Annotated in this window: 18 protein-coding genes; 5 read left to right on the top strand and 13 right to left on the bottom strand. The window is 67.9% G+C overall.

The annotated features are described in order from the left end of the window. Positions 1-187: 187 nt before the first annotated feature. Complete coding sequence (locus tag ABFP37_RS01085; RefSeq protein ID WP_078030012.1) at positions 188-826, top strand: VOC family protein; 639 nt, start codon at positions 188-190, stop codon at positions 824-826. A gap of 130 nt (positions 827-956) precedes the next feature. Here ABFP37_RS01085 and ABFP37_RS01080 read toward each other — a convergent pair whose 3' ends face one another. After that, entirely contained in the window at positions 957-1,736 is a 780-nt protein-coding gene (locus tag ABFP37_RS01080) for a CPBP family intramembrane glutamic endopeptidase (protein WP_078030013.1), read from the bottom strand. A 106-nt stretch (positions 1,737-1,842) separates the two neighbouring features. Here ABFP37_RS01080 and ABFP37_RS01075 point away from each other — a divergent pair, with 106 nt between their 5' ends. Continuing rightward, positions 1,843-2,523 (top strand): histidine phosphatase family protein, encoded by a 681-nt coding sequence (locus ABFP37_RS01075; RefSeq protein WP_139362949.1) that lies wholly within the window; start codon positions 1,843-1,845, stop codon positions 2,521-2,523. A gap of 60 nt (positions 2,524-2,583) precedes the next feature. On the opposite strand, the gene ABFP37_RS01070 is transcribed toward ABFP37_RS01075, so the two are convergent. From ABFP37_RS01070 to tdh, 5 genes are all read right to left on the bottom strand, one after another. Next, entirely contained in the window at positions 2,584-3,393 is an 810-nt protein-coding gene (locus ABFP37_RS01070; protein WP_078030015.1) for a DeoR/GlpR family DNA-binding transcription regulator, read from the bottom strand. A 113-nt stretch (positions 3,394-3,506) separates the two neighbouring features. Continuing rightward, positions 3,507-4,718, bottom strand: a complete 1,212-nt coding sequence (gene hutI, locus ABFP37_RS01065) for an imidazolonepropionase (protein ID WP_347032480.1) — start codon at positions 4,716-4,718, stop codon at positions 3,507-3,509. Positions 4,719-4,729: 11 nt separating this feature from the next. Next, positions 4,730-5,842 carry an FAD-dependent oxidoreductase gene (locus ABFP37_RS01060; RefSeq protein WP_347032479.1) on the bottom strand — a complete coding sequence of 371 codons (1,113 nt, stop codon included), beginning with the start codon at positions 5,840-5,842 and terminating at the stop codon, positions 4,730-4,732. Positions 5,843-5,878: 36 nt separating this feature from the next. Continuing rightward, positions 5,879-7,075 (bottom strand): glycine C-acetyltransferase, encoded by a 1,197-nt coding sequence (locus tag ABFP37_RS01055; RefSeq protein WP_347032478.1) that lies wholly within the window; start codon positions 7,073-7,075, stop codon positions 5,879-5,881. Between the two features lie 73 nt (positions 7,076-7,148). Beyond that, positions 7,149-8,195: an L-threonine 3-dehydrogenase gene (gene tdh, locus ABFP37_RS01050; protein ID WP_347032477.1), complete on the bottom strand. Its 1,047-nt coding sequence runs from the start codon at positions 8,193-8,195 to the stop codon at positions 7,149-7,151. A 151-nt stretch (positions 8,196-8,346) separates the two neighbouring features. Here tdh and ABFP37_RS01045 point away from each other — a divergent pair, with 151 nt between their 5' ends. Continuing rightward, positions 8,347-9,255 carry a LysR family transcriptional regulator gene (locus ABFP37_RS01045; RefSeq protein ID WP_347032476.1) on the top strand — a complete coding sequence of 303 codons (909 nt, stop codon included), beginning with the start codon at positions 8,347-8,349 and terminating at the stop codon, positions 9,253-9,255. On the opposite strand, the gene ABFP37_RS01040 is transcribed toward ABFP37_RS01045, so the two are convergent. The 5 genes from ABFP37_RS01040 to ABFP37_RS01020 form a co-directional block, all read right to left on the bottom strand. Next, positions 9,252-9,869 carry a DUF5666 domain-containing protein gene (locus ABFP37_RS01040; protein WP_347032475.1) on the bottom strand — a complete coding sequence of 206 codons (618 nt, stop codon included), beginning with the start codon at positions 9,867-9,869 and terminating at the stop codon, positions 9,252-9,254. The two genes, ABFP37_RS01045 and ABFP37_RS01040, sit on opposite strands and share 4 nt — an antisense overlap. Positions 9,870-10,043: 174 nt before the next feature. Then, positions 10,044-11,552 (bottom strand): Asp-tRNA(Asn)/Glu-tRNA(Gln) amidotransferase subunit GatB, encoded by a 1,509-nt coding sequence (gene gatB / locus ABFP37_RS01035; RefSeq protein WP_078030021.1) that lies wholly within the window; start codon positions 11,550-11,552, stop codon positions 10,044-10,046. Further along, the gene (gene gatA / locus ABFP37_RS01030; RefSeq protein ID WP_347032474.1) at positions 11,552-13,141 is read right to left on the bottom strand and encodes an Asp-tRNA(Asn)/Glu-tRNA(Gln) amidotransferase subunit GatA; all 1,590 of its coding nucleotides are present in this window, start codon (positions 13,139-13,141) and stop codon (positions 11,552-11,554) included. Before gatA ends, gatB begins: the two co-directional genes overlap by 1 nt. A 6-nt stretch (positions 13,142-13,147) precedes the next feature. Further along, entirely contained in the window at positions 13,148-13,444 is a 297-nt protein-coding gene (gene gatC / locus ABFP37_RS01025; RefSeq protein WP_056629433.1) for an Asp-tRNA(Asn)/Glu-tRNA(Gln) amidotransferase subunit GatC, read from the bottom strand. A 145-nt stretch (positions 13,445-13,589) separates the two neighbouring features. Next, positions 13,590-15,233, bottom strand: a complete 1,644-nt coding sequence (locus tag ABFP37_RS01020; protein WP_347032473.1) for a CitMHS family transporter — start codon at positions 15,231-15,233, stop codon at positions 13,590-13,592. Positions 15,234-15,251: 18 nt separating this feature from the next. On the opposite strand from ABFP37_RS01020, the gene ABFP37_RS01015 reads away from it, so the two are divergent. Next, positions 15,252-16,985 (top strand): sensor histidine kinase, encoded by a 1,734-nt coding sequence (locus ABFP37_RS01015; RefSeq protein WP_078030024.1) that lies wholly within the window; start codon positions 15,252-15,254, stop codon positions 16,983-16,985. A 20-nt stretch (positions 16,986-17,005) separates the two neighbouring features. Beyond that, a complete protein-coding gene (locus ABFP37_RS01010; RefSeq protein ID WP_347032472.1) occupies positions 17,006-17,671 on the top strand; it encodes a response regulator in 666 nt (221 codons plus the stop codon). Here ABFP37_RS01010 and ABFP37_RS01005 read toward each other — a convergent pair. Together ABFP37_RS01005 and ABFP37_RS01000 are read right to left on the bottom strand one after the other, a co-directional pair. After that, a complete protein-coding gene (locus tag ABFP37_RS01005) occupies positions 17,668-18,054 on the bottom strand; it encodes a RidA family protein (RefSeq protein WP_078030025.1) in 387 nt (128 codons plus the stop codon). The genes ABFP37_RS01010 and ABFP37_RS01005 overlap by 4 nt on opposite strands. An 89-nt stretch (positions 18,055-18,143) precedes the next feature. After that, entirely contained in the window at positions 18,144-18,647 is a 504-nt protein-coding gene (locus ABFP37_RS01000; protein WP_185982305.1) for a GNAT family N-acetyltransferase, read from the bottom strand. Between the last annotated feature and the right edge of the window lie 38 nt (positions 18,648-18,685).

The raw sequence follows: 18,685 nt of genomic DNA, 5'->3' as shown, positions 1-18,685 counted from the left end.
CAGGATGTCATCGATGTGCTCGAGGCCGGTTATGCGTGCCGCCGTACAGGCTGGGGCTGGCCACGACGCGGTCAGTACCCCTTGAACGCGCCCAGCATTATGACGAACTTCGTCGAAATCCGGACATCCCACCACGGTTAGGATCCCCTTAGCTGAGAGCCCCGTCACAAAATGCCAAGATGATGGCATGCGCATGGATCACGTCTCTTACGCCTGTGAACACGATGGCCTGGCTGCCACCACCGAACGTATCTCCTCTGCCCTCGGCGTCGAAGCCGTGAAGGGCGGAGTGCATCCCCGGTTTGGGACCCGGAACATGATTATCCCGCTCGCGGGGCACAAGTATTTGGAAGTTGTGGAAGTGCTGGACCACCCGGCGTCGGACAAGGCCCCCTTCGGGCAGGCTGTCCGTGCCCGGTCCGCTGCCGGCGGCGGCTGGATGGGCTGGTGCGTCGAAGTGGACGACCTCGCCCCGTTCGAGACGCGACTGGGGCGGGCCGCCGTCAACGGCAACCGCAAATTCCCGGACGGCCGCGAGCTGGTATGGAAGCAGATCGGCATCCTCGGACTCATCGCCGATCCGCAGGTTCCGTACATGCTGAAGTGGGAGGGCGATCCTTCCCTTCACCCGTCCAACGCCTATGACAGCAACGTCAAGATGTCCAGCCTCACCATCGCCGGGTCCGCTGAACGGGTCACCGAGTGGCTCGGCGAGCCGGTCGAAAAGCCCCTGGAGGATGTCGCCGTCAATTGGGTGGCTCCGCACGGAACGCCGGGGATCCTGTCCGTCACCTTCGAAACCGCAGCGGGCGCCGTCACCATCTGACGTCCTCTTCACCTCCGGCAGCACGCCGGCTCCGGCAGCGTGGCCGGGCCCGGCAGCATGCTGCCCCTACGCTTCGGCCGCCATCAGCGGGTGCCAACGACGTCACCCACCGATGGCGGCCGAATTACTTTCATCCCAAGCCCACGGCCTTGCCGAAGAGGCTGAATCCGACGAATGCCACGATGTCCAGCAGCGCGTGGGCAATGACGAGCGGCATCACCCGGCGGGTTTTGGTGTAGATCCAGGCAAACACCACGCCCATGACGGCATTCCCGATGAACGGCCCGAACCCCTGGTACAGGTGGTAGCTGCCGCGGAGCATGGAGCTCGCAAAAATGGCCAGCGGCGTGGACCAGCCGAACTTGCCGAAACGGTCAAGAAGGTAGCCCACCACAATGACTTCCTCCAGAATGGCGTGGCGCATGGCGGAGAGGATCAGCACGGGGATGGTCCACCAGTAGGCGTCCAGGGCGCTGGGGATGATCGCCGTCGTGATGCCCAGGGCCCGCCCCGCTGCATACAGACCCAGCGAGGGGACGCCGATCAGGGCTGCCAGGCCCAGGCCCTGCAGCAGGTCCCGTCCCGGGCGGGCAAAGTTGAAGCCGAGCTTTTGGAAGGCCGAGCCGGAGTCGTAGCCCACTCCTGCCTTCGTCTGGCGCTGCTCCGTCATGAAGTAGATGACGAGCAGGACCGGCACCAGGGCAAAGATGATGTCCAGCAGCTGGTACGTCAGGTCGAAATATTCGCGCGTGCTTTGCGAACGGTTCAGGGTGGACGTGCCCTGGGCCAGGGGCGCGCGCGTCATCTTGTCCAGCAGCTGGACCACCGAATACACGGCCGACTGCCCCAGGGACAGCCCCAGGACTATCCAGACTTCAATGCGCAGCCGACGGCGGGAAGGAACCAACATGCTCCTATCTTGCCTGCAGTTGCTGGTACTTTCCTGTTTGGGTCCGGCCCCGCCTCATGGGGGCGGCCGGCCCTGCGCCGGGAGTCTGGCCCTATGCTGGGGAACTATGAGTGCGCCCGGGAAAATCATCATGATCCGGCACGGCCAGTCCGCCGCCAACGCCGACACCTCCATCTACAACCGGGTGCCCGACTACCGGATTCCGCTGACGGACCTGGGCCTGGAGCAGGCCAAGGCCGCCGGCGAGCGCATCCGGCGCGAACTGGACGGCCGCGAGGTGAGCGTCTACGTCTCGCCGTACCTGCGGGCGTACCAGACCCTTGAGGCGCTGAACCTGGGGTCCCTCACCGAACGCGTGATCGAAGAGCCCCGGCTCCGCGAGCAGGACTGGGCCAACTTCCAGATTTCCGGCGACATCGAAGACCAGAAGGAGCTGCGCAACGCCTACGGGCACTTCTTCTACCGGTTCCGGGAAGGCGAATCCGGTTCGGACGTCTATGACCGCATTTCGTCGTTCATGGAGACGCTCTACCGCCACTGGTCAAAGCCCAGCTACTCCCCCAACACCCTGTTGGTCACGCACGGGCTGACCATGCGGCTGTTCTGCATGCGCTGGTTCCACTGGTCCGTTGAATACTTCGAGTCGCTGAACAACCCGGAGAACGCGGAGGTCCGCATGCTGGTCCGCACCGAGCTCGGCAAGTATGAACTGGACAAGCCCTTCACCCAGTGGGTTGAGCGCCGCGTGGACGAGACCGTGCTCGACGCGCCGCCCGTGGTCTTCTAGGGGCCGCCGGTCTTAGGGGCCCCCGGTCTTCTGGCGGCCGCCTTCAGCGCTGGCCCGCGGTCAGAGCGTCCTGGTCCGCGGCGTCTCGGGCGCCACGATCACCTCGGTGCCCCGGGCTTCGAAGGCCGCCTTGTCCGCCGCGGAAATGCCGGAATCGGTGATCAGCCGGGTGAACTCGTAGCCGTCCATGGTGGCGAAGGCGCGGCGGCCCACCTTGGACGAATCCGCGATGACGTAGGACTCGCTGGCACGGCTGGCCAGCAGAGCGTTGACGGAGGCCTCGCCCTCGCCGGTGTTGGTGGGGCCCACCTCTGCATCAATGCCGTTGACGCCGATGAACGCGATGTCCAGCACCACCTTCTGCATGATGATGTCCGTGTACGGCCCCACCAGCTCGTAGGACCGCGGGTTGAGGACGCCGCCGGTCACCATGACCTTGATGTTGGGCCGCACGGCCAGCTGCGAGGCGATGTTGATGGCGTTGGTGACCACCGTCAGCGTCGGCTGGTTGGACGGCGAGTTGAGGTCCTCCCGGGTTGCCAGGATCTGGGCCAGCGCGGTGCTGGTGGTACCCCCGCAGAGTCCGATCACCATGCCGGGAGCGATGAGGGCGGAGGCCGCCAGGGCAATCTGCTGTTTGGCTGCCGCGTGGTCGTCCCGGTTGTACCGGCCGGGGAGGTCGTACGCCAGGGCCCCGGTGGTGGCCCCGCCGCGGGTCCGGCTCAGCAGACGGCGCTCTGCAAGGCTGTCGAGGTCACGCCGGGCGGTGGCCGGAGAGACGCCGAGCCGGGTGACGATTTCGTCGACCTCCACCTGCCCGGTTTCGGCAAGGAGATCCAGGATTGCCGTCAGTCGGTCGGTGCGGGTCATGCTAGCCTCTCCGGAAACCAAAAGTCACTGGAAAGTGACGTTTCTTGATTCTAACAGACGCCAAACGATCATCTTCCGTCATCCGCGGGCCGGCTTTCGCCTCGCCCGGGTTCCTACCGTACCCGCACTCCGGCACGCCACACGGCATGTGTCAGCGGCATGCCCGGACGGTAGGCCAGGTGGGTGGCCGACGGCGCGTTCAGCAGGTGCAGGTCCGCGCGGTGCCCGATGGCGATCGACCCCACCGCTCGTTCGCCGTCGACGTCGTTCCCGGACTCACGGCCGAGCGCCAGGGCGCCGCCGTACGTCGCCGCGCGGACGGCCTCGTGGACGCTCAGGTGCATCTGCAGCACGGCGGTGGTGACGCAGAACGCCATGGAGCTGGTGTAGGACGTCCCGGGGTTGCAGTTGGAGGCGAGCGCGACGGGCACGCCGGCGTCCAGGAGCTGGCGTGCCGGGGCCAGCGGCTGGCGGGTGGAAAGGTCGCACGCGGGCAGGCACGTGGCCACGGTTCCCCGCCGCCCCGCGCCGGCGGCGGGATCCCAGCCGGACCAGCTCGCAGCCAACGCGTCGATGTCCTGCCCGGACAGGTAATTCACGTGGTCCACGCTCGCGGCGCCGAACTCGACGGCGAGCTGCACACCGGATCCGTGGCCCAGCTGGTTGCCGTGGACGCGCAGTCCCAGCCCGGCATCGCGGCAGGCCTGCAGCACCCGGCGGGACTGCTCCTCGGAAAAGGCGCCGCGCTCACAGAACACGTCGGCCCACGCCACGAAAGGGCGCACGGCATCCAGCATCGCGCCGCAGACGAGGGCGGTGTAGTCGTCGGCGTCCATTCCCGCGGGGACCAGGTGCGCGCCCAGATAGGTCACTTCGTCGGCCACGCCCGCGGCGATCCGGGCACTCCTGGCCTCCTGCTCCACGTCCAGGCCGTACCCCGTCTTGGTCTCCACGTAGGTGGTTCCCTGTGAGGCCGCCTCCGCCACGCGGCCCATCGCGAGCCGGGTGAGGTCGTAATCTCCGGTGCTCCGGGTGGCTCCGGTAGTGACGGCGATGCCGCCGGCGCTGTAGGTCTGCCCTGCCATCCGGGCTTCAAACTCCGCTGTCCGGTCACCCGCAAAAATCAGGTGGGTGTGCGAATCGACCCAGCCGGGCAGCAGAGCCCGGCCGCCGGCGTCCACCGACTCGTCCGCGGCAGGGGCACCGGACGCCGCCCCGATCCAGGCGATCCGTTCGCCCTCGACCACCACCGCGGCATCCCGGAGGACCCGGTGCTCCTGGTCCTGTGTCATGAGCTCGCCGAGGTTGGTGATGAGGGTAGTCATGAACCCATTCTTCAGCGCCGGATGGACCAGCGCGTTGCGGCAAGCGCGTCCGTTGTCCGGGATTCCGGACTGGTGCCCTCAGCCGGTGGATATTGTGACCCGGAGAGGATCTGGGCGGCAGCGAGCTCGGCGATCCCGGACGACGTCTGGAATCCGTAGCCGCCCTGGCCGGCGAGCCAGAAGAATCCGGGGGCCTCGGCGTCGAACCCCACCACCGGGACGCCGTCGGCGGCCTCGGTGCGCAGGCCGGTCCAGGCCGTGCGGACCGCGCCGATGCCGAGCGAAGTCACCGTGTTCAGCCGGGTGATCAGCCGCTCCACGTCGCCGGGGAACGGGCGCGCATCCCCGGCCCCGCTGGGCACGTGTTCGGACGGGGAAATCAGCACGTCGGCCCCTTCCCTGCGGAAGTAGAAGGAGTCGTCAGCAGCGGCCACCATGGGGCACGCGTCAGGAAGGGAATGTTCGACGGCGACTATGGCCGCCGTGCGCCGGTACGGCTGCAGCCCGAGCTTCTCGACGCCGCTGATGACTGCCAGGTCGTCCGCCCAGGCGCCGGCGGCGTTGACTACGACGCCGGCCTGAAAGGCTTCCTGACCGGCGCCCAGCTGCCATCCCGTTCCGAGCCGCTGCGCCGAATGGACCCGGGCACCGGTGATGATGTCCACGCCGGCGGCCTCGGCCCGCGCCCGGTGGTCTTCGAGGAGGACCGGTGCGTTGCAGCCGAAGGAACCCGTGTCCAGGCCGGCAGCGGTGAATGATTCCGGTGCCAGGACCGGGCACTGCGCGAGGGCCTCCGCATGGCTGATGGTCCGCATGTGGCCGCTGGCTTCCGCCCGCACGGTTTCCTCGTCGCCGATCAGCATGAAGCTCCGCGGCGTCAGGACGGGTTCCGGAAGCACGGCATCCCTCGCCGCCATCAGTTCCAGCGTGCGGACGGTGAGCTCCTGGACCACCGACGGGCCAAAGCTGGGGATGAGCTGCCGGGCCGAGCGTCCGGAGGTGTGGTACGCCAGCTGCTGTTCCGCCTCCACCAGCGCCACGCTGCACCGCCCGGCCAGCGCGGAAGCCAGGGACAGGCCCGCGATCCCGCCGCCGACAATCACCACGTCGTAAGTTGCTGCCATGGCTCCATCCTTGCAGATGTACGGTGGCGGCGAGGGCTAGCCGGCCACCGCGTTCCGGCTCTTGACGAACGCCTGGACGCACGTTTCGACGTCGTCGGCGCTGTGCGCGGCGGACAGCTGGACGCGGATGCGGGCAGCACCGCGCGGCACCACCGGGAAGCTGAAGGCCGTGACGAAGACCCCGTGCTGAAGCATCTGGTCGGCGATCTTCGCGGCCATCACGGCGTCACCAAACATCACCGGAACGATCGCGTGTTCGCCGTCGAGCAGTTCGAAGCCTTCCTCGGTCATCCGGCGGCGGAACAGTTCGGCGTTCTGGAACAACCGCGCGCGCAGCTCTGCGGAGGTCTCCACGAGGTCCAGGGCCTTGATGGTCGCGGCCACGATGGCAGGCGCGAGGGAGTTGGAGAAGAGGTAGGGGCGGGCCTTCTGGCGGAGCATGGCCACCACCTCGCTGCGGCCCGAAACGTAGCCGCCGGACGCCCCGCCAAGGGCCTTGCCGAACGTTCCGGTGTAGATGTCCACGCGGGAGGACACGCCGGCGTGTTCCGGGGTTCCGGCCCCGGTGGCGCCCATGAAGCCCACGGCGTGCGAGTCGTCCACCATCACCAGGGCATCGTGCTTGTCGGCGAGGTCGCAGATGGCCTCCAGCGGCGCGAGGTAGCCGTCCATGGAGAAGACGCCGTCCGTGACGATGATCTTGCGCCGGGCATCCTTTGCCTCGACGAGTTTGGCCTCGAGGTCGGCCATGTCCTGGTTGGCATAGCGGAACCGCTGGGCCTTGCAGAGCCGGATGCCGTCGATGATCGAGGCGTGGTTCAGCGCATCGGAGATCACAGCGTCCTCCGGGCCGAAGAGGGACTCGAACACGCCGCCGTTGGCATCGAAGCAGCTGGAGAACAGGATGGTGTCCTCGGTGCCGAGGAACTTCGACACGCGGGCTTCGAGCTCCAGGTGCAGGTCCTGGGTGCCGCAGATGAAGCGGACGCTGGCCATGCCGAAGCCGCGCTCATCCATGGCGGACTTGGCCGCGGCGATGATGTCCGGGTGGTCGGCGAGGCCCAGGTAGTTGTTGGCGCAGAAGTTCAGGACGGGCTGGCCGGACTGCCCGATCTGGCCCGCTGTGATGTGGCTTGCCTGCGGCGAGTCGATGTGGCGCTCGGTCTTGTAGAGGCCTGCGGCGCGGATCTCGTCCAGTTCGCTGCGCAGCTGGTCCTTGGTGGCTGAATACATGGGGGCTCCTCGGCTGGGAAAGGGTAGGGTTCTTGAGGCTGGGGGTCAGGTGCTGTTTTCGGGCAGGCGCTGGCTAGAATCCAGACCAGTCGAGCACAACCTTGCCGCCGACTCCGGCGCGGGCGATTTCGAAGCCCTTCTCCCACTGGGAGGCCGGCAGCACGTCCGTCACGACGGCGGAGATGCTGGCGCGCAGGACGGGGTTGGAGGACAGCATGGCGCTCATGGCGTACCAGGTCTCGAACATTTCGCGGCCGTAGATGCCCTTCAGGGTCAGCATGTGCGTGACCACCTTGCCCCAGTCGATCTCGATGGACTGGCTGGGCAGGCCCAGCATGGCGATCCGGCCCCCGTGGTTCATGTTGTCGATCATTTCCGGCAGTGCCGTGGGGTGCCCGGACATCTCCAGGCCGATGTCGAAGCCCTCGCGGAGGCCCAGTTCCCGCTGCGCTTCCCGGACCCGTGTCTTGGACACGTCGATGGCCAGGTCCACGCTGAGCTGGCGGGCCAGCTCCAGACGGGGGGCCGAGACGTCGGTGATGGCGATCTTGCGTGCGCCGGCGTGGCGGGCAACGGCGATGGCCATGAGCCCGATCGGGCCGGCCCCGGTGATCAGCACGTCCTCGCCCACGAGCGGGAAGCTCAGCGCGGTGTGCACGGCGTTGCCGAAAGGATCGAAGATGGCGCCGAGCTCCGGGGTGACCGAGGGATCCTGGTGCACCCAGACGTTCGTTTCCGGGATGACCACGTACTCGGCGAACGCCCCGTCCCGCTGCACGCCAACGCTCACAGTGTGGATGCACATCTGCCGGCGGCCGGCGCGGCAGTTGCGGCAGATGCCGCAGACGATGTGTCCCTCGCCCGAGACGCGGTCCCCCACCTTGACGTCCCGGACGTCTTCGCCGGTCTCCACAACCTCGCCATAGAACTCGTGGCCGGCGATCAGCGGTGCCTGGATGATCCCCTGGGCCCAGGCATCCCACGACTGGATGTGCAGGTCCGTGCCGCAGATGCCCGTGGTCATCACGCGGATCTTGACGTCCCCGGGGCCCGCCTCGGGCTCGGGACGGTCAACGAGTTCGAACCCGGCGTGCGCGCCGGCCTTGTAGAGGGCCTTCATTGGCTTCCTAACTTTTCGGCATGAGCGGCAGCATCATTTGGCAGCATCATGCGGGGGAATCTCCCTTCATTAGAGCCACTCCAACGCATTAGCACAAGGGGAATTTTCTCAATCGACGATTTAGCAATTGCTAAGGCATAAGATGGTGGCCATGGAAATCCACCAGCTTGAGATGCTGCGCGAACTCGGCGCGCTCGGAAGCGTCAAGGCCGTGGCCGAAACCCTGCTCGTCACGCCGTCCGCCGTGTCACAGCAGCTGGCCCAGCTGCAGAAGAGCGTCGAGGTTCCGCTGACGCGCAAGGAGGGCCGGAACCTGGTGCTCACGGAGGCCGGCCAGGTGCTTGCGGACGCCGGTGCCGCCGTGGTCAGTGCCATGGCGGAGGCCCGCATGGCCATCGGCGCCTACCACGGCTCGACCGTGGCGCCCGTGACCGTGAGCGGGTTCCACAGTGCCGGGCAGGCGCTCTTCGCGCCGCTGGCGCGGCTGCTGGACGGGCCGGACAAGCCGAAGGTGCTGCTGTCCGACGAGGACGTGGCGCAGCAGGACTTCCCCGCGCTGACGGCCCGCTACGACTTAGTGATCGCGCACCGGATGGATCACAGCCCGCGCTGGCCGGAGGAACGGGTGGCGGTGATCCCGCTGGCGCATGAGCCACTCGACGTCGCGCTTCCGGCCGGCCACCGGCTGGCGGCCCAGGCAACGCTGGAAGCGGACGACGTCGTCGGCGAACCGTGGGTGACCAGCCGCACCGGCTACTCCCCTGCCGACGTGCTGTCCGCCGTCGCCGCCGTCTCCAGCCGGGAGCTGAATATCGTCCACCGGATCAACGACTACTCCACGGTGGCCGCCCTGGTGGCGGCGGGAGGGGTGATCGGGCTGCTGCCGCGGCACACGGCGCGGCCCGTGATGAACCCGGACATCGTGCTGCGCCCGTTGAAGGGCATCAGCACGCGACGCCGGATCGACATCCTGGCCCGGCCGGAAAACCTCAAACGCGCATCGGTCCGGGTGGTCTGCGAGGCCCTGCAGGACATCATGGCCCGCCTCGCCCACGATTAACCCTGGCCCTGGCCGAGTCCCTTGCCCTGGCCGTTACTCCGGCCCAGTCCGTGGCCGGGTTTCTTGCCCAGACCCTGGCCGAGTCCCTTTCCGTTGGCGGCGCCCTCAACGATCACCGTTGCCGTGACCGAGGGGCCGTCCCGGATGCCCCTGACGCGCACGGTGTCCCCCTGCTTGAGGTCCGCAGGGGCGGCTGCCGCAGGGTTTGGCGCTTTCCCGATCCGCGTCCCGGCGTTGATCACATACTCCTGGCTGAATCCGTCCTCGCTCTTGACCGTGATGGCCTTGTCGCTCACGGATTCCACAGTGCCGGTTTGCGTCAACCGCTTTTCAAAGCTGCCGTCGGCCTTCTTCACCACGCTTTCGCCGTGAAGTTCACGCGCCTTGACCTTGCCTTGGGATTTGTCGGAACTGCCCGGTCCCGAGGGCGACGGCGTCGCCGCGGCCTGCGGCGGTGCCAGCTGCGGCGGTGCGAGCTGCGCGGCCGCGTCCCGGGCCTGTGCTCCGGGTTCACTGGCGGCCCATGCGACGGCCACCCCCGCTCCACTGAGCGCGAAGATGATGGCCACCGCCAGCGCGGTGCTGCGTCGTTTGCCTGGATCCTTGACCGGCATGGCATGTCCTTCCGCCGCACCGGCGGGACTCCGGCGCCCTGAACCCGCAGTTTAGGGCCCGGACCTTATGGAGAACATGGAACGCGGCTGTTAACCCAACTGGGTCGCAGCTCGCGCGGTTCTGAGCGTTCAGAACGGCGTTAACTGCGACCCAGTTGGGTTAAAACGCATGCGTCAGGCGCTGACGCCCAGCTTCTCCAGGATCAGCTCCTTGACGCGGCCGGCGTCGGCCTGGCCGCGGGTGGCCTTCATGACACCGCCGACGATCGCGCCGATGGCCTGCAACTTGCCGGCGCGGATCTTGTCCGCGACGTCGGGCTGTGCGGCCAGCGCAGCGTCGATGGCTTCCAGCAGGGGGCCGTCGTCGGAAACCACGGCGAGGCCGCGCTTTTCGACGATCTCGGCGGGCGTGCCTTCGCCGGCGAGCACGCCGTCCAGCACCTCGGTGGCCATCTTGTTGTTGATCTTGCCGTCTTCCACCATCTTGCTCAACTCAACGATGGTGGCCGGTGAGACGCCCAGCTGGCCGGGGTCGACGTCGGCGTTCTTGGCGCGGCCGACGATCTCGCCCATCCACCATTTGCGGGCCACGGAAGCCGTGGCACCGGCGGCGATGGTCTCTTCGATCTCGTCCATGACGCCGGCATTGACGACGTCGCGGAACTCAAGATCCGAGTAGCCCCAGTCGGCCTGGAGCCGCTTGCGGCGGGCAGCCGGCGGTTCGGGCAGCGTGGCGCGCAGCTCCTCCACCCATTCGCGTGAGGCGACCACGGGAACGAGGTCGGGCTCCGGGAAGTAGCGGTAGTCGTCGGCGTCGGACTTTGCCCGGCCCGACGTCGTCGTGCGCGTGTCCTCGTGCCAGTGGCGCGTTTCCTGGATGACCGGCTCACCGGAGTCCAGGACGGCGGCGTGCCGCTGGATCTCGTAACGGACGGCGTGCTCGACGGCGCGCAGCGAGTTCACGTTCTTCGTCTCGGACCGGATGCCGAAGCGTTCGCGGCCGTGCGGGCGCAGCGAGACATTGGCGTCGCAGCGGACGTTGCCGCGCTCCATCTTGGCGTCGGACACGCCGAGGTTCTTGACGATTTCCCGCACCGCGGCCACGTACGCCTTCGCCAGTTCGGGGGCGCGGGAACCGGCACCCTCGATCGGCTTGGTGACGATCTCAACCAGCGGAACGCCGGCGCGGTTGTAGTCCACCAGCGAGTAGTCGGCGCCCTGGATGCGGCCGGCCGAGCCACCGAGGTGGGTCAGCTTGCCGGCATCCTCTTCCATGTGCGCGCGTTCGATCTCGACGCGGAACACGGTGCCGTCGGAGAGCTCGATGTCCAGGTAGCCGTCATACGCGATGGGTTCGTCGTATTGGGACGTCTGGAAGTTCTTCGGGGTGTCCGGGTAGAAGTAGTTCTTCCGGGCGAAGCGGCAGGCCTCTGCGATCTTGCAGTTCAGCGCCAGGCCGATCTTGATGGACGATTCCACGGCCGTCTTGTTCAGCACCGGCAGGACGCCGGGCATGCCGAGGTCCACCTCGTTGACGTTGGTGTTCGGCTCGTCGCCGAAGACGTTCGGCGCGGAGGAGAACATCTTGGTCTTGGTGTTCAGCTCAACGTGGACCTCGAACCCCAGGACGGGATCGTACTTCTCCATGGCCTCTTCGAAGGTCAGGGTTGCGTCAGTGCTCATTATTTTGCCTCCTGGGCGTCGACAAGGGTCTCGACAGGCTTGGCCACCGGTGAGGCGGCCAGTTCCGGGGCACGGTCCAGGAGCGGGCCGCCCCACTTCGCCTCCAGCAGCGATTCCAGGACGGCGCCCACGCGGTACAGGCGGGCGTCCTCGCGGGCGGGCGCCAGGAGCTGGATGCCCACGGGCAGTCCGTCCTCATCGGCCAGGCCGCCCGGCAGCGACAGGCCGGGAACGCCGGCCATGTTGGCCGGGATGGTGGCGACGTCGTTGAGGTACATGGCCAGGGGGTCGTCGAGCTTCTCGCCCAGCTTGAAGGCCGTGGTGGGGGCCGTCGGGGAAATCAGGACATCGGCCTTGGCGAAGGCGCCGTCGAAGTCGCGCTGGATCAGGGTACGGACCTTCTGCGCGGAACCGTAGTAGGCGTCGTAGTAGCCCGCGGACAGCGCATAGGTGCCGAGGATGATGCGGCGCTTGACTTCGTCGCCGAAGCCGGCGGCGCGGGTGGCGCCCATGACGCGTTCGATGGTCAGCGGCGGGTCCTCCGGGAGGACGCGCAGGCCGTACCGGACGCCGTCGAACTTGGCCAGGTTGGAGGAGGCCTCGGACGGCATGATCAGGTAGTAGGCGCCCAGGGCGTACTGGAAGTTGGGGCAGGACACCTCAACGATTTCCGCGCCGGCTTCCTTGAGCAGCTCGAGTGACTCGTTGAAGCGGTTCTCCACGCCGGCCTGGTAGCCCTCGCCGTGGAGTTCCTTGACGATGCCGATCTTCATGCCGTCCACGTTGCCGAGCCGTGCCGCGGCCACGAGGTCGCCGAGCGGGTCCGGCAGGGAGGTGGAATCGAACGGATCGTGGCCGCCGATCACCTGGTGCAGGAGGGCCGAGTCCAGCACGGTGCGTGAGACCGGGCCGATCTGGTCCAGCGACGAGGCCATCGCAATGGCGCCGTAGCGGGACACGCTGCCGTAGGTGGGCTTGACGCCCACGGTGCCGGTGACCGCGCCGGGCTGGCGGATGGATCCGCCGGTGTCCGTGCCGAGGGCCAGCGGCGCCTCAAAAGCGGCGACGGCGGCAGCCGAGCCGCCGCCGGAGCCGCCGGGGATCCGGTCCAGGTCCCACGGGTTGCGGGTGGGGCCGTAGGCGGAGTGCTCCGTGGAGGAGCCCATGGCGAATTCGTCCAGGTTGGTCTTGCCCAGGATGGGCATCTTCGCGGCGCGCAGCCTCTGCACCACGGTGGCGTCGTACGGGCTGTGCCAGCCCTCGAGGATCTTGGACCCGGCGGTGGTGGGCTGGCCGACCGTGACGATGAGGTCCTTGACGGCGATCGGCACGCCGGCGAGCTCGTGCAGCTCCTCGGCGGCAGGTCCGCCGGCGGCGCGGATGGCGTCTACCTCAGCGGCGACGGCGAGCGCTTCTTCCGCGTTGACGTGCAGGAACGCGTGCACGCCGCGGTCCCCGCCGTCCACTGCGGCGATGCGGTCCAGGTGCGCCTGGACAACCTCGACGGAGGTGATTTCGCGGGCGGCGAGCTTCTCGGCCAGCTGGGCTGCGGAGAGGCGGATGAGCTGGTTGCTGTTGGTGTCAGTCATTGTGTCTTATGCCTCATCCAGGATGGCCGGGACCTTGAAACGGTTCTCATCGGAATCCGGGGCACCGGACAGTGCCTGCTCGGCGGTGAAGGTGTGGCCCACCACGTCTTCGCGGAACACGTTGCTGAGCGGAATCGGGTGCGAGGTGGCAGGGACATCGTCACCTGCGGCTTCACTTACGGATTTCACCGCATCCACGATGACGGCAAGCTCGCCGGCCATCCTGTCCAGCTCTTCAGCACTCATCTCAATGTGAGCGAGCCGCGCGAGATGCGCGACGTCGTCACGGTTGATCGCAGCCATGGATCTCCCCTGCAAGTTCGGATTGTTTTCCGAACCAGTCTACGTGGGTTGGACGACGAACAACGCGGGGTCACTTACGGCCCATCCGGAGCTCCGGAATGGGCCGTAAGTGACCCCGCGTTGCTTGGTGCGGGTGGTTGGCTGGCTAGCCGATGCCGATGGCTCCGGTCAGCATTCCTACGCCGAGCATCACGAGGGAGATGACGGCGGTCCGCCACAGCACCTTCTTGTGGTGGTCGCCGAGGTCCACCTTGGCGAGCGAAACGAGCAGCAGGATGGCCGGAACCAGCGGGCTCTGCAGGTGGAACGGCTGGCCTGTGATGGAGGCCCGGGCCATTTCGGCTGCGCTGACTCCGTAGTGTGCGGCGGTCTCGCTCAGGACGGGCAGTACGCCGAAGTAGAAGGCGTCGTTGCTCATGAAGAACGTCATCGGGATGCTGAGGACGCCGGTGATGACGGCCATGAACGGGCCCATGTCGGAGGGGATGATGGCCACGAGCCAGGCTGACATGGCCTCGACCATGCCGGTGCCCTTGAGCACGCCGGTCAGGACGGCGGCGGCCATGACCATGCTGACCACGGCAACGATGGACGGTGCGTGGGCCACGAGCTGGGCGCCCTGGTCCTTGACCTTGGGGAAGTTCACCAGCAGGGCGATGGCGGAGCCCACCATGAAGACGAACGGCAGGGGCACGAGGTCGGCCACCAGCATGACCATCACGGCGACGGTGAGGCCCAGGTTGAACCACTGCAGTTTGGGCCGGAGCGTCTTGCGGTTGGGGTCCAGTGCGGTGTCCGTCAGGCCGGCGTCGCCGTCCGCGAGTGTCTCGGTGCGTTCCAGGACGGCCACGGAGGAGCCGCCGACGGCGGGGCCTCCCGTTGCGGGAACAGGTGCGGTTCCGGTGCCCTTGCGGCCAGGGCCGGTTCCCGAACCGCCGGCGGGGGTTCCGCCGTCGAACGCTTCGGCGGTGTCCGGCACGGACCAGATTTCCGGCGCCGTGGCGCGGAGGCGGTTGCGTTCCTGGAGGCCGAGCAGCCAGGAGAACACGAGGACGACAACCAGGCCGGCAATCAGCGACGGGATCATGGGAACGAAGACGTCGTTGACGTCGAGTTTGAGGGCGGTGGCGGCGCGGGCGGTGGGGCCGCCCCACGGCAGGATGTTCATGGTGCCGTTGGCCAGGCCGGCCACGCAGGTGAGGACCACGGGGCTCATCTTCAGCCGGAGGTAGATTGGCAGCATGGCCGCCGTGGTGAGGATGAAGGTGGTGGAGCCGTCGCCGTCCAGGGATACGGCGGCCGCCAGGATTGCGGTGCCGAGGACCACCTTCGCGGGATCATTGCCGAGCTTGCGCAGGATGAACCGGACCAGCGGGTCGAACAGCCCGACGTCGATCATCAGGCCGAAGTAGATGATGGCGAACATCAGCAGCGCAGCGGTGGAGGTCATGGACTTCATCGAGTCCATCACCATGTCCCCGATGCCGAGGCCTGCGCCTGCGAAAAGACCGAAAACGGTGGGGACAATGATCAGCGCCAGCACTGGCGTCAACTTCTTCGTCATGATCAGCACCATGAATACCGCGATCATGGCGAATCCAAGTAATACCAGCACAGCCGGCTCCTTCTTGATGAGTGGCACCACCTCGATGTGATGCGCACTACAGACGTTAGAGTGGCGCGGGTCACGGCAGTGCCTTTGGCTCAATTGATTGGCATACTGCTTATTGGGAGCATTTTGCGCATTCTGCTCACGCCCCGCCGGCGGTCTGCACACAGCCCCGCCCATGTCCGCCCAAGGAGTCCCATGACGAGCCCCGCCCGCAGGCTGCCGCTCAGGTTCTCCACGCAGACGCTGCTGCTGCAGCTCGGCGTGGTGCTGCTCGTGGTGCTGCTGAGCGGCGCCGTGCACGCGTGGCTCACGTATGAACGACTGGGCCGGGAGGCCGAAAACCAGGCGCTGACGCTCGCCCGGACGGTGGCTTCGGACCCGTCCGTGCGGGCCGAGGTGCAGGCCATCAGCCGGCAGCCCGGCACTCCCCCGCGGGCCGAACTGCTGGCCGGCCCGCTGATGGCGGCCGCCGAGGGGGCACGCACGCGCACCGGCGCCCTCTTCGTGGTGATCACCGACGAAACGGGACTCCGGCTGGCCCATCCCGACGCCGAGCGGCTGGGCGAGCGGGTCAGCACGGATCCGTCCGAGGCGCTGGCCGGCCGCGAAGTCACCACCCGCAACACGGGAACGCTGGGGCCGTCGGCCGGGGCAAAGGTGCCGGTCTTCGCGCCCGGCACCGGCGCCGGCTCCGGTTCCGGCGGGGCGTCCCCCGCCGTGGTGGGCGAGGTGAGCGTCGGCTATTCCACCGAGTCCATCGGCCAGAGCCTGGGCCGGGACATCGGGCCCATCGTGCTGACGGCGGCCGGCTCACTCCTGGCGGGCGTCCTGGCCTCGTTCCTGCTCCGGCGCAGGCTGCAGCGCCTCACCCTGGGCCTGGAACCCGAGGAAATCAGCACCCTGGTCCACGACCAGGTGGCCGTGCTCGAGGGCGTGGATGAGGGCGTGGTGGGCATCTCCGCGGAAGGCCGCATCAGCGTCTTCAACGCCGCGGCCCAGCGGCTCCTGGGCCAGCCCGACCTGTCCGGAAGCCTCTGGCGTGCCGCGCCGGTCCCGCCCCAGCTCAAGGCGCTCACGCAGCCTGACGCCAGGGAAGGCGAAGCAGTGGAGCTGATCGCCGGCGGCCAGGTCTTGGTGGCGAGCGCCCGTAAGGCACTGCACCGGCAGGAGGACCTTGGCTGGGTGGTCATGCTGCGCGACCGCACCGAGCTGCAGCAGCTGACGCGCCAGCTCGACGCCGTCGGCACCATGTCCACGGCCCTGCGGGCGCAGCGGCACGAGTTCGCCAACCAGCTGCACACGATTGCGGGGTTCATGAGCATCGGCCAGCACCAGCAGGCGCGGGATTACCTGGCGCGGCTCGCCGCCACCGGGCCGCTGAAGTTCCCGGTGGACCAGGCCGAACTGCTCCAGGACCCGTATCTCCAGGCGTTCATCGGGGCCAAGGGGGTGGAGGCCGACGAACGCGGCGTCACCCTGCGCATCGGTCCCGAGACCCTGGTGCGGGGCCAGGTGACCGATCCGCAGGACGTCACCACGGTCCTCGGAAACCTGATCGACAACGCCGTCAACGCGGCGGTGGCCGGCTCGGGCGGCGAACGCTGGGTGGAGCTGGAACTGCTCGACGAACCGACGGACGACGGCGGGACGCTGCATATCGTCGTCGCCGATTCCGGCGACGGGCTGCCTGACGCCGCTGACCTGGAGTCCGTGTTCGCCGAAGGATTCACGACGGCGGCCGGCCCGGTCCGCTCGGCGGGCGGACCCGCCCGCTCGGCAGGGGGCCACGGCTTGGGGCTGGCCCTCGCGCGGCAGCTCGCGCGGCGCCGCGGCGGCGACGTCAGGGTGCTGGAGCCCGGCAGCGCGGGCGGGCCGGGCGCCGTTTTCATGGCCATGCTGCCGGGCACCACCACGGCGCGGAAAGACTGAGCGACAACGAGGATGGGACGATGATGTCTGAGGATTTCAGGGTGCTGATTGTGGACGACGATTTCCACGTGGCCAAACTCCACGCCGCCTACGTCGACTCGGTGGCGGGGTTCCTGGCCCTGCCGCCGGCGGGTTCGGCGTCGCTCGCCCTGCAGTCCATCCATAGCCTTCGGCCGGACCTGGTCCTGCTGGATGTATATCTGCCGGACGCCTCCGGCCTGGACCTGCTGCACCAGCTGGACGTGGACACCATGATCCTGAGCGCGGCCTCCGACGCCGCCTCGCTGCGGACGGCGTTCCGACGCGGCGCCCTGGGGTACTTGCTGAAGCCGTTCACCGCGGAATCCCTGTCCCAGCAGCTGCGGTCCTATGCCAGGTACCGGCGGATCCTGGCCCAGCCGGGGTCGCTGGACCAGGACACCGTGGAGCGCGCCAAACGGGCCCTCATCCCCGGCGACGTCTCGCCGTCGGCCAGGCCGCGTTCCGCCACGGAAGCGGCGGTGCTGGAATCCCTTCTGCCCGGCGAGCAGTACTCAGCGAACGACGTCGCCGCGCGGGTGGGCGTCTCGCGCGCCACCGCGCAGCGGTACCTGTCCTCGCTGGCGGACGACGGCGCCGTCGAGATCCAGCTCCGCTACGGAACCACGGGCCGGCCCGAACACCGCTACGGCCTCCCGGCCTCCTAAGAGCTGGCGCTCTTCTGGGCGACGAGTTCGATCTCCACAAGCATCTTGGGGTCCAGGAACGGCAGCACGTGCACGAGTGACAGCGTGGGGCGGATCTCCCCGAACACCTCGCCGTGGGCGCGGCCGGCGTCCTCCCACTTGGTGATGTCCGTCAGGTATAGCTTGGACTGCACGACGTCGGCGAAAGCGAAGCCGGCGTCGGCCAGGACGGTTTCCAGCTTCTCGAGGATGTACTTGGTCTGTTCGTAGAAGTCGTTGCCGACGATGCCGTCCTCACCGCTGGCGGCGGTGGCGGAAATGTACAGGGTGTTGTCCACCTGGACTGCGCGGGAATACCCAAGGGTCTGTTCCCAGACGGAACCGGTGCCGAATGTCTTGCGCATGGTGCGCCTTTCACTGGGGCCGCACGCCGGCCGGCGCTTGGCAGCCGGGGAATGGGCCGGGGGAATGAGTCGGCACCACTCTAGGTCGGCTAGACGTCCAGCCGGAAAACCAGCAGCTTTATGTCGGTGTCCGGCACGAACCAGTCACGCTCGGGGACCCGCCGGAAGCCGGTCTTCCGGTACAGGCCGTGGGCGCTCTCCCATGTCCCGCCGGTGGTCAGGGCCACGGCGCTGATGCCGTCCAGCGACCTGGCGTGCGCGATGATCGCCTCCACCAGCGCCAGCCCGGCGCCGCTGCGCTGCACGGCAGGGTCCACCACGAGCATGCGGAATTCGAGTTCGTCGCCCAGGGCAATGTCCGCATACGGCTCGCCGGCTACAGCCAGCGTCACGGACCCCACAATCCGGCCGTCCCGTTCGGCCACCCAGATGGTGGCCTGTTCCGCCCGCCTGGCCACGTCCTGGATCTGCTTCATATAGGGGTGGTCGGCGTTGTCGAAATATCCCGCCGCCAAATAGGAATCGCGGGTGATCCGGGCTATTGCCTCGTAATCGGCGGGGACTGCTGGACGGACAATGATCTGCGGCTGCACCAGTCAATGCTAGTTCCAGCGCCCGGATGGGCAGCGCG

Origin of the sequence: Burkholderia sp. RS01 (assembly GCF_039748055.1) — a bacterium.
Classification (GTDB): Bacteria; Actinomycetota; Actinomycetes; order Actinomycetales; family Micrococcaceae; genus Arthrobacter.
The sequence above is the reverse complement of the archived record's forward strand: the minus strand, read 5'-3'. Positions and strand labels throughout refer to the sequence as shown.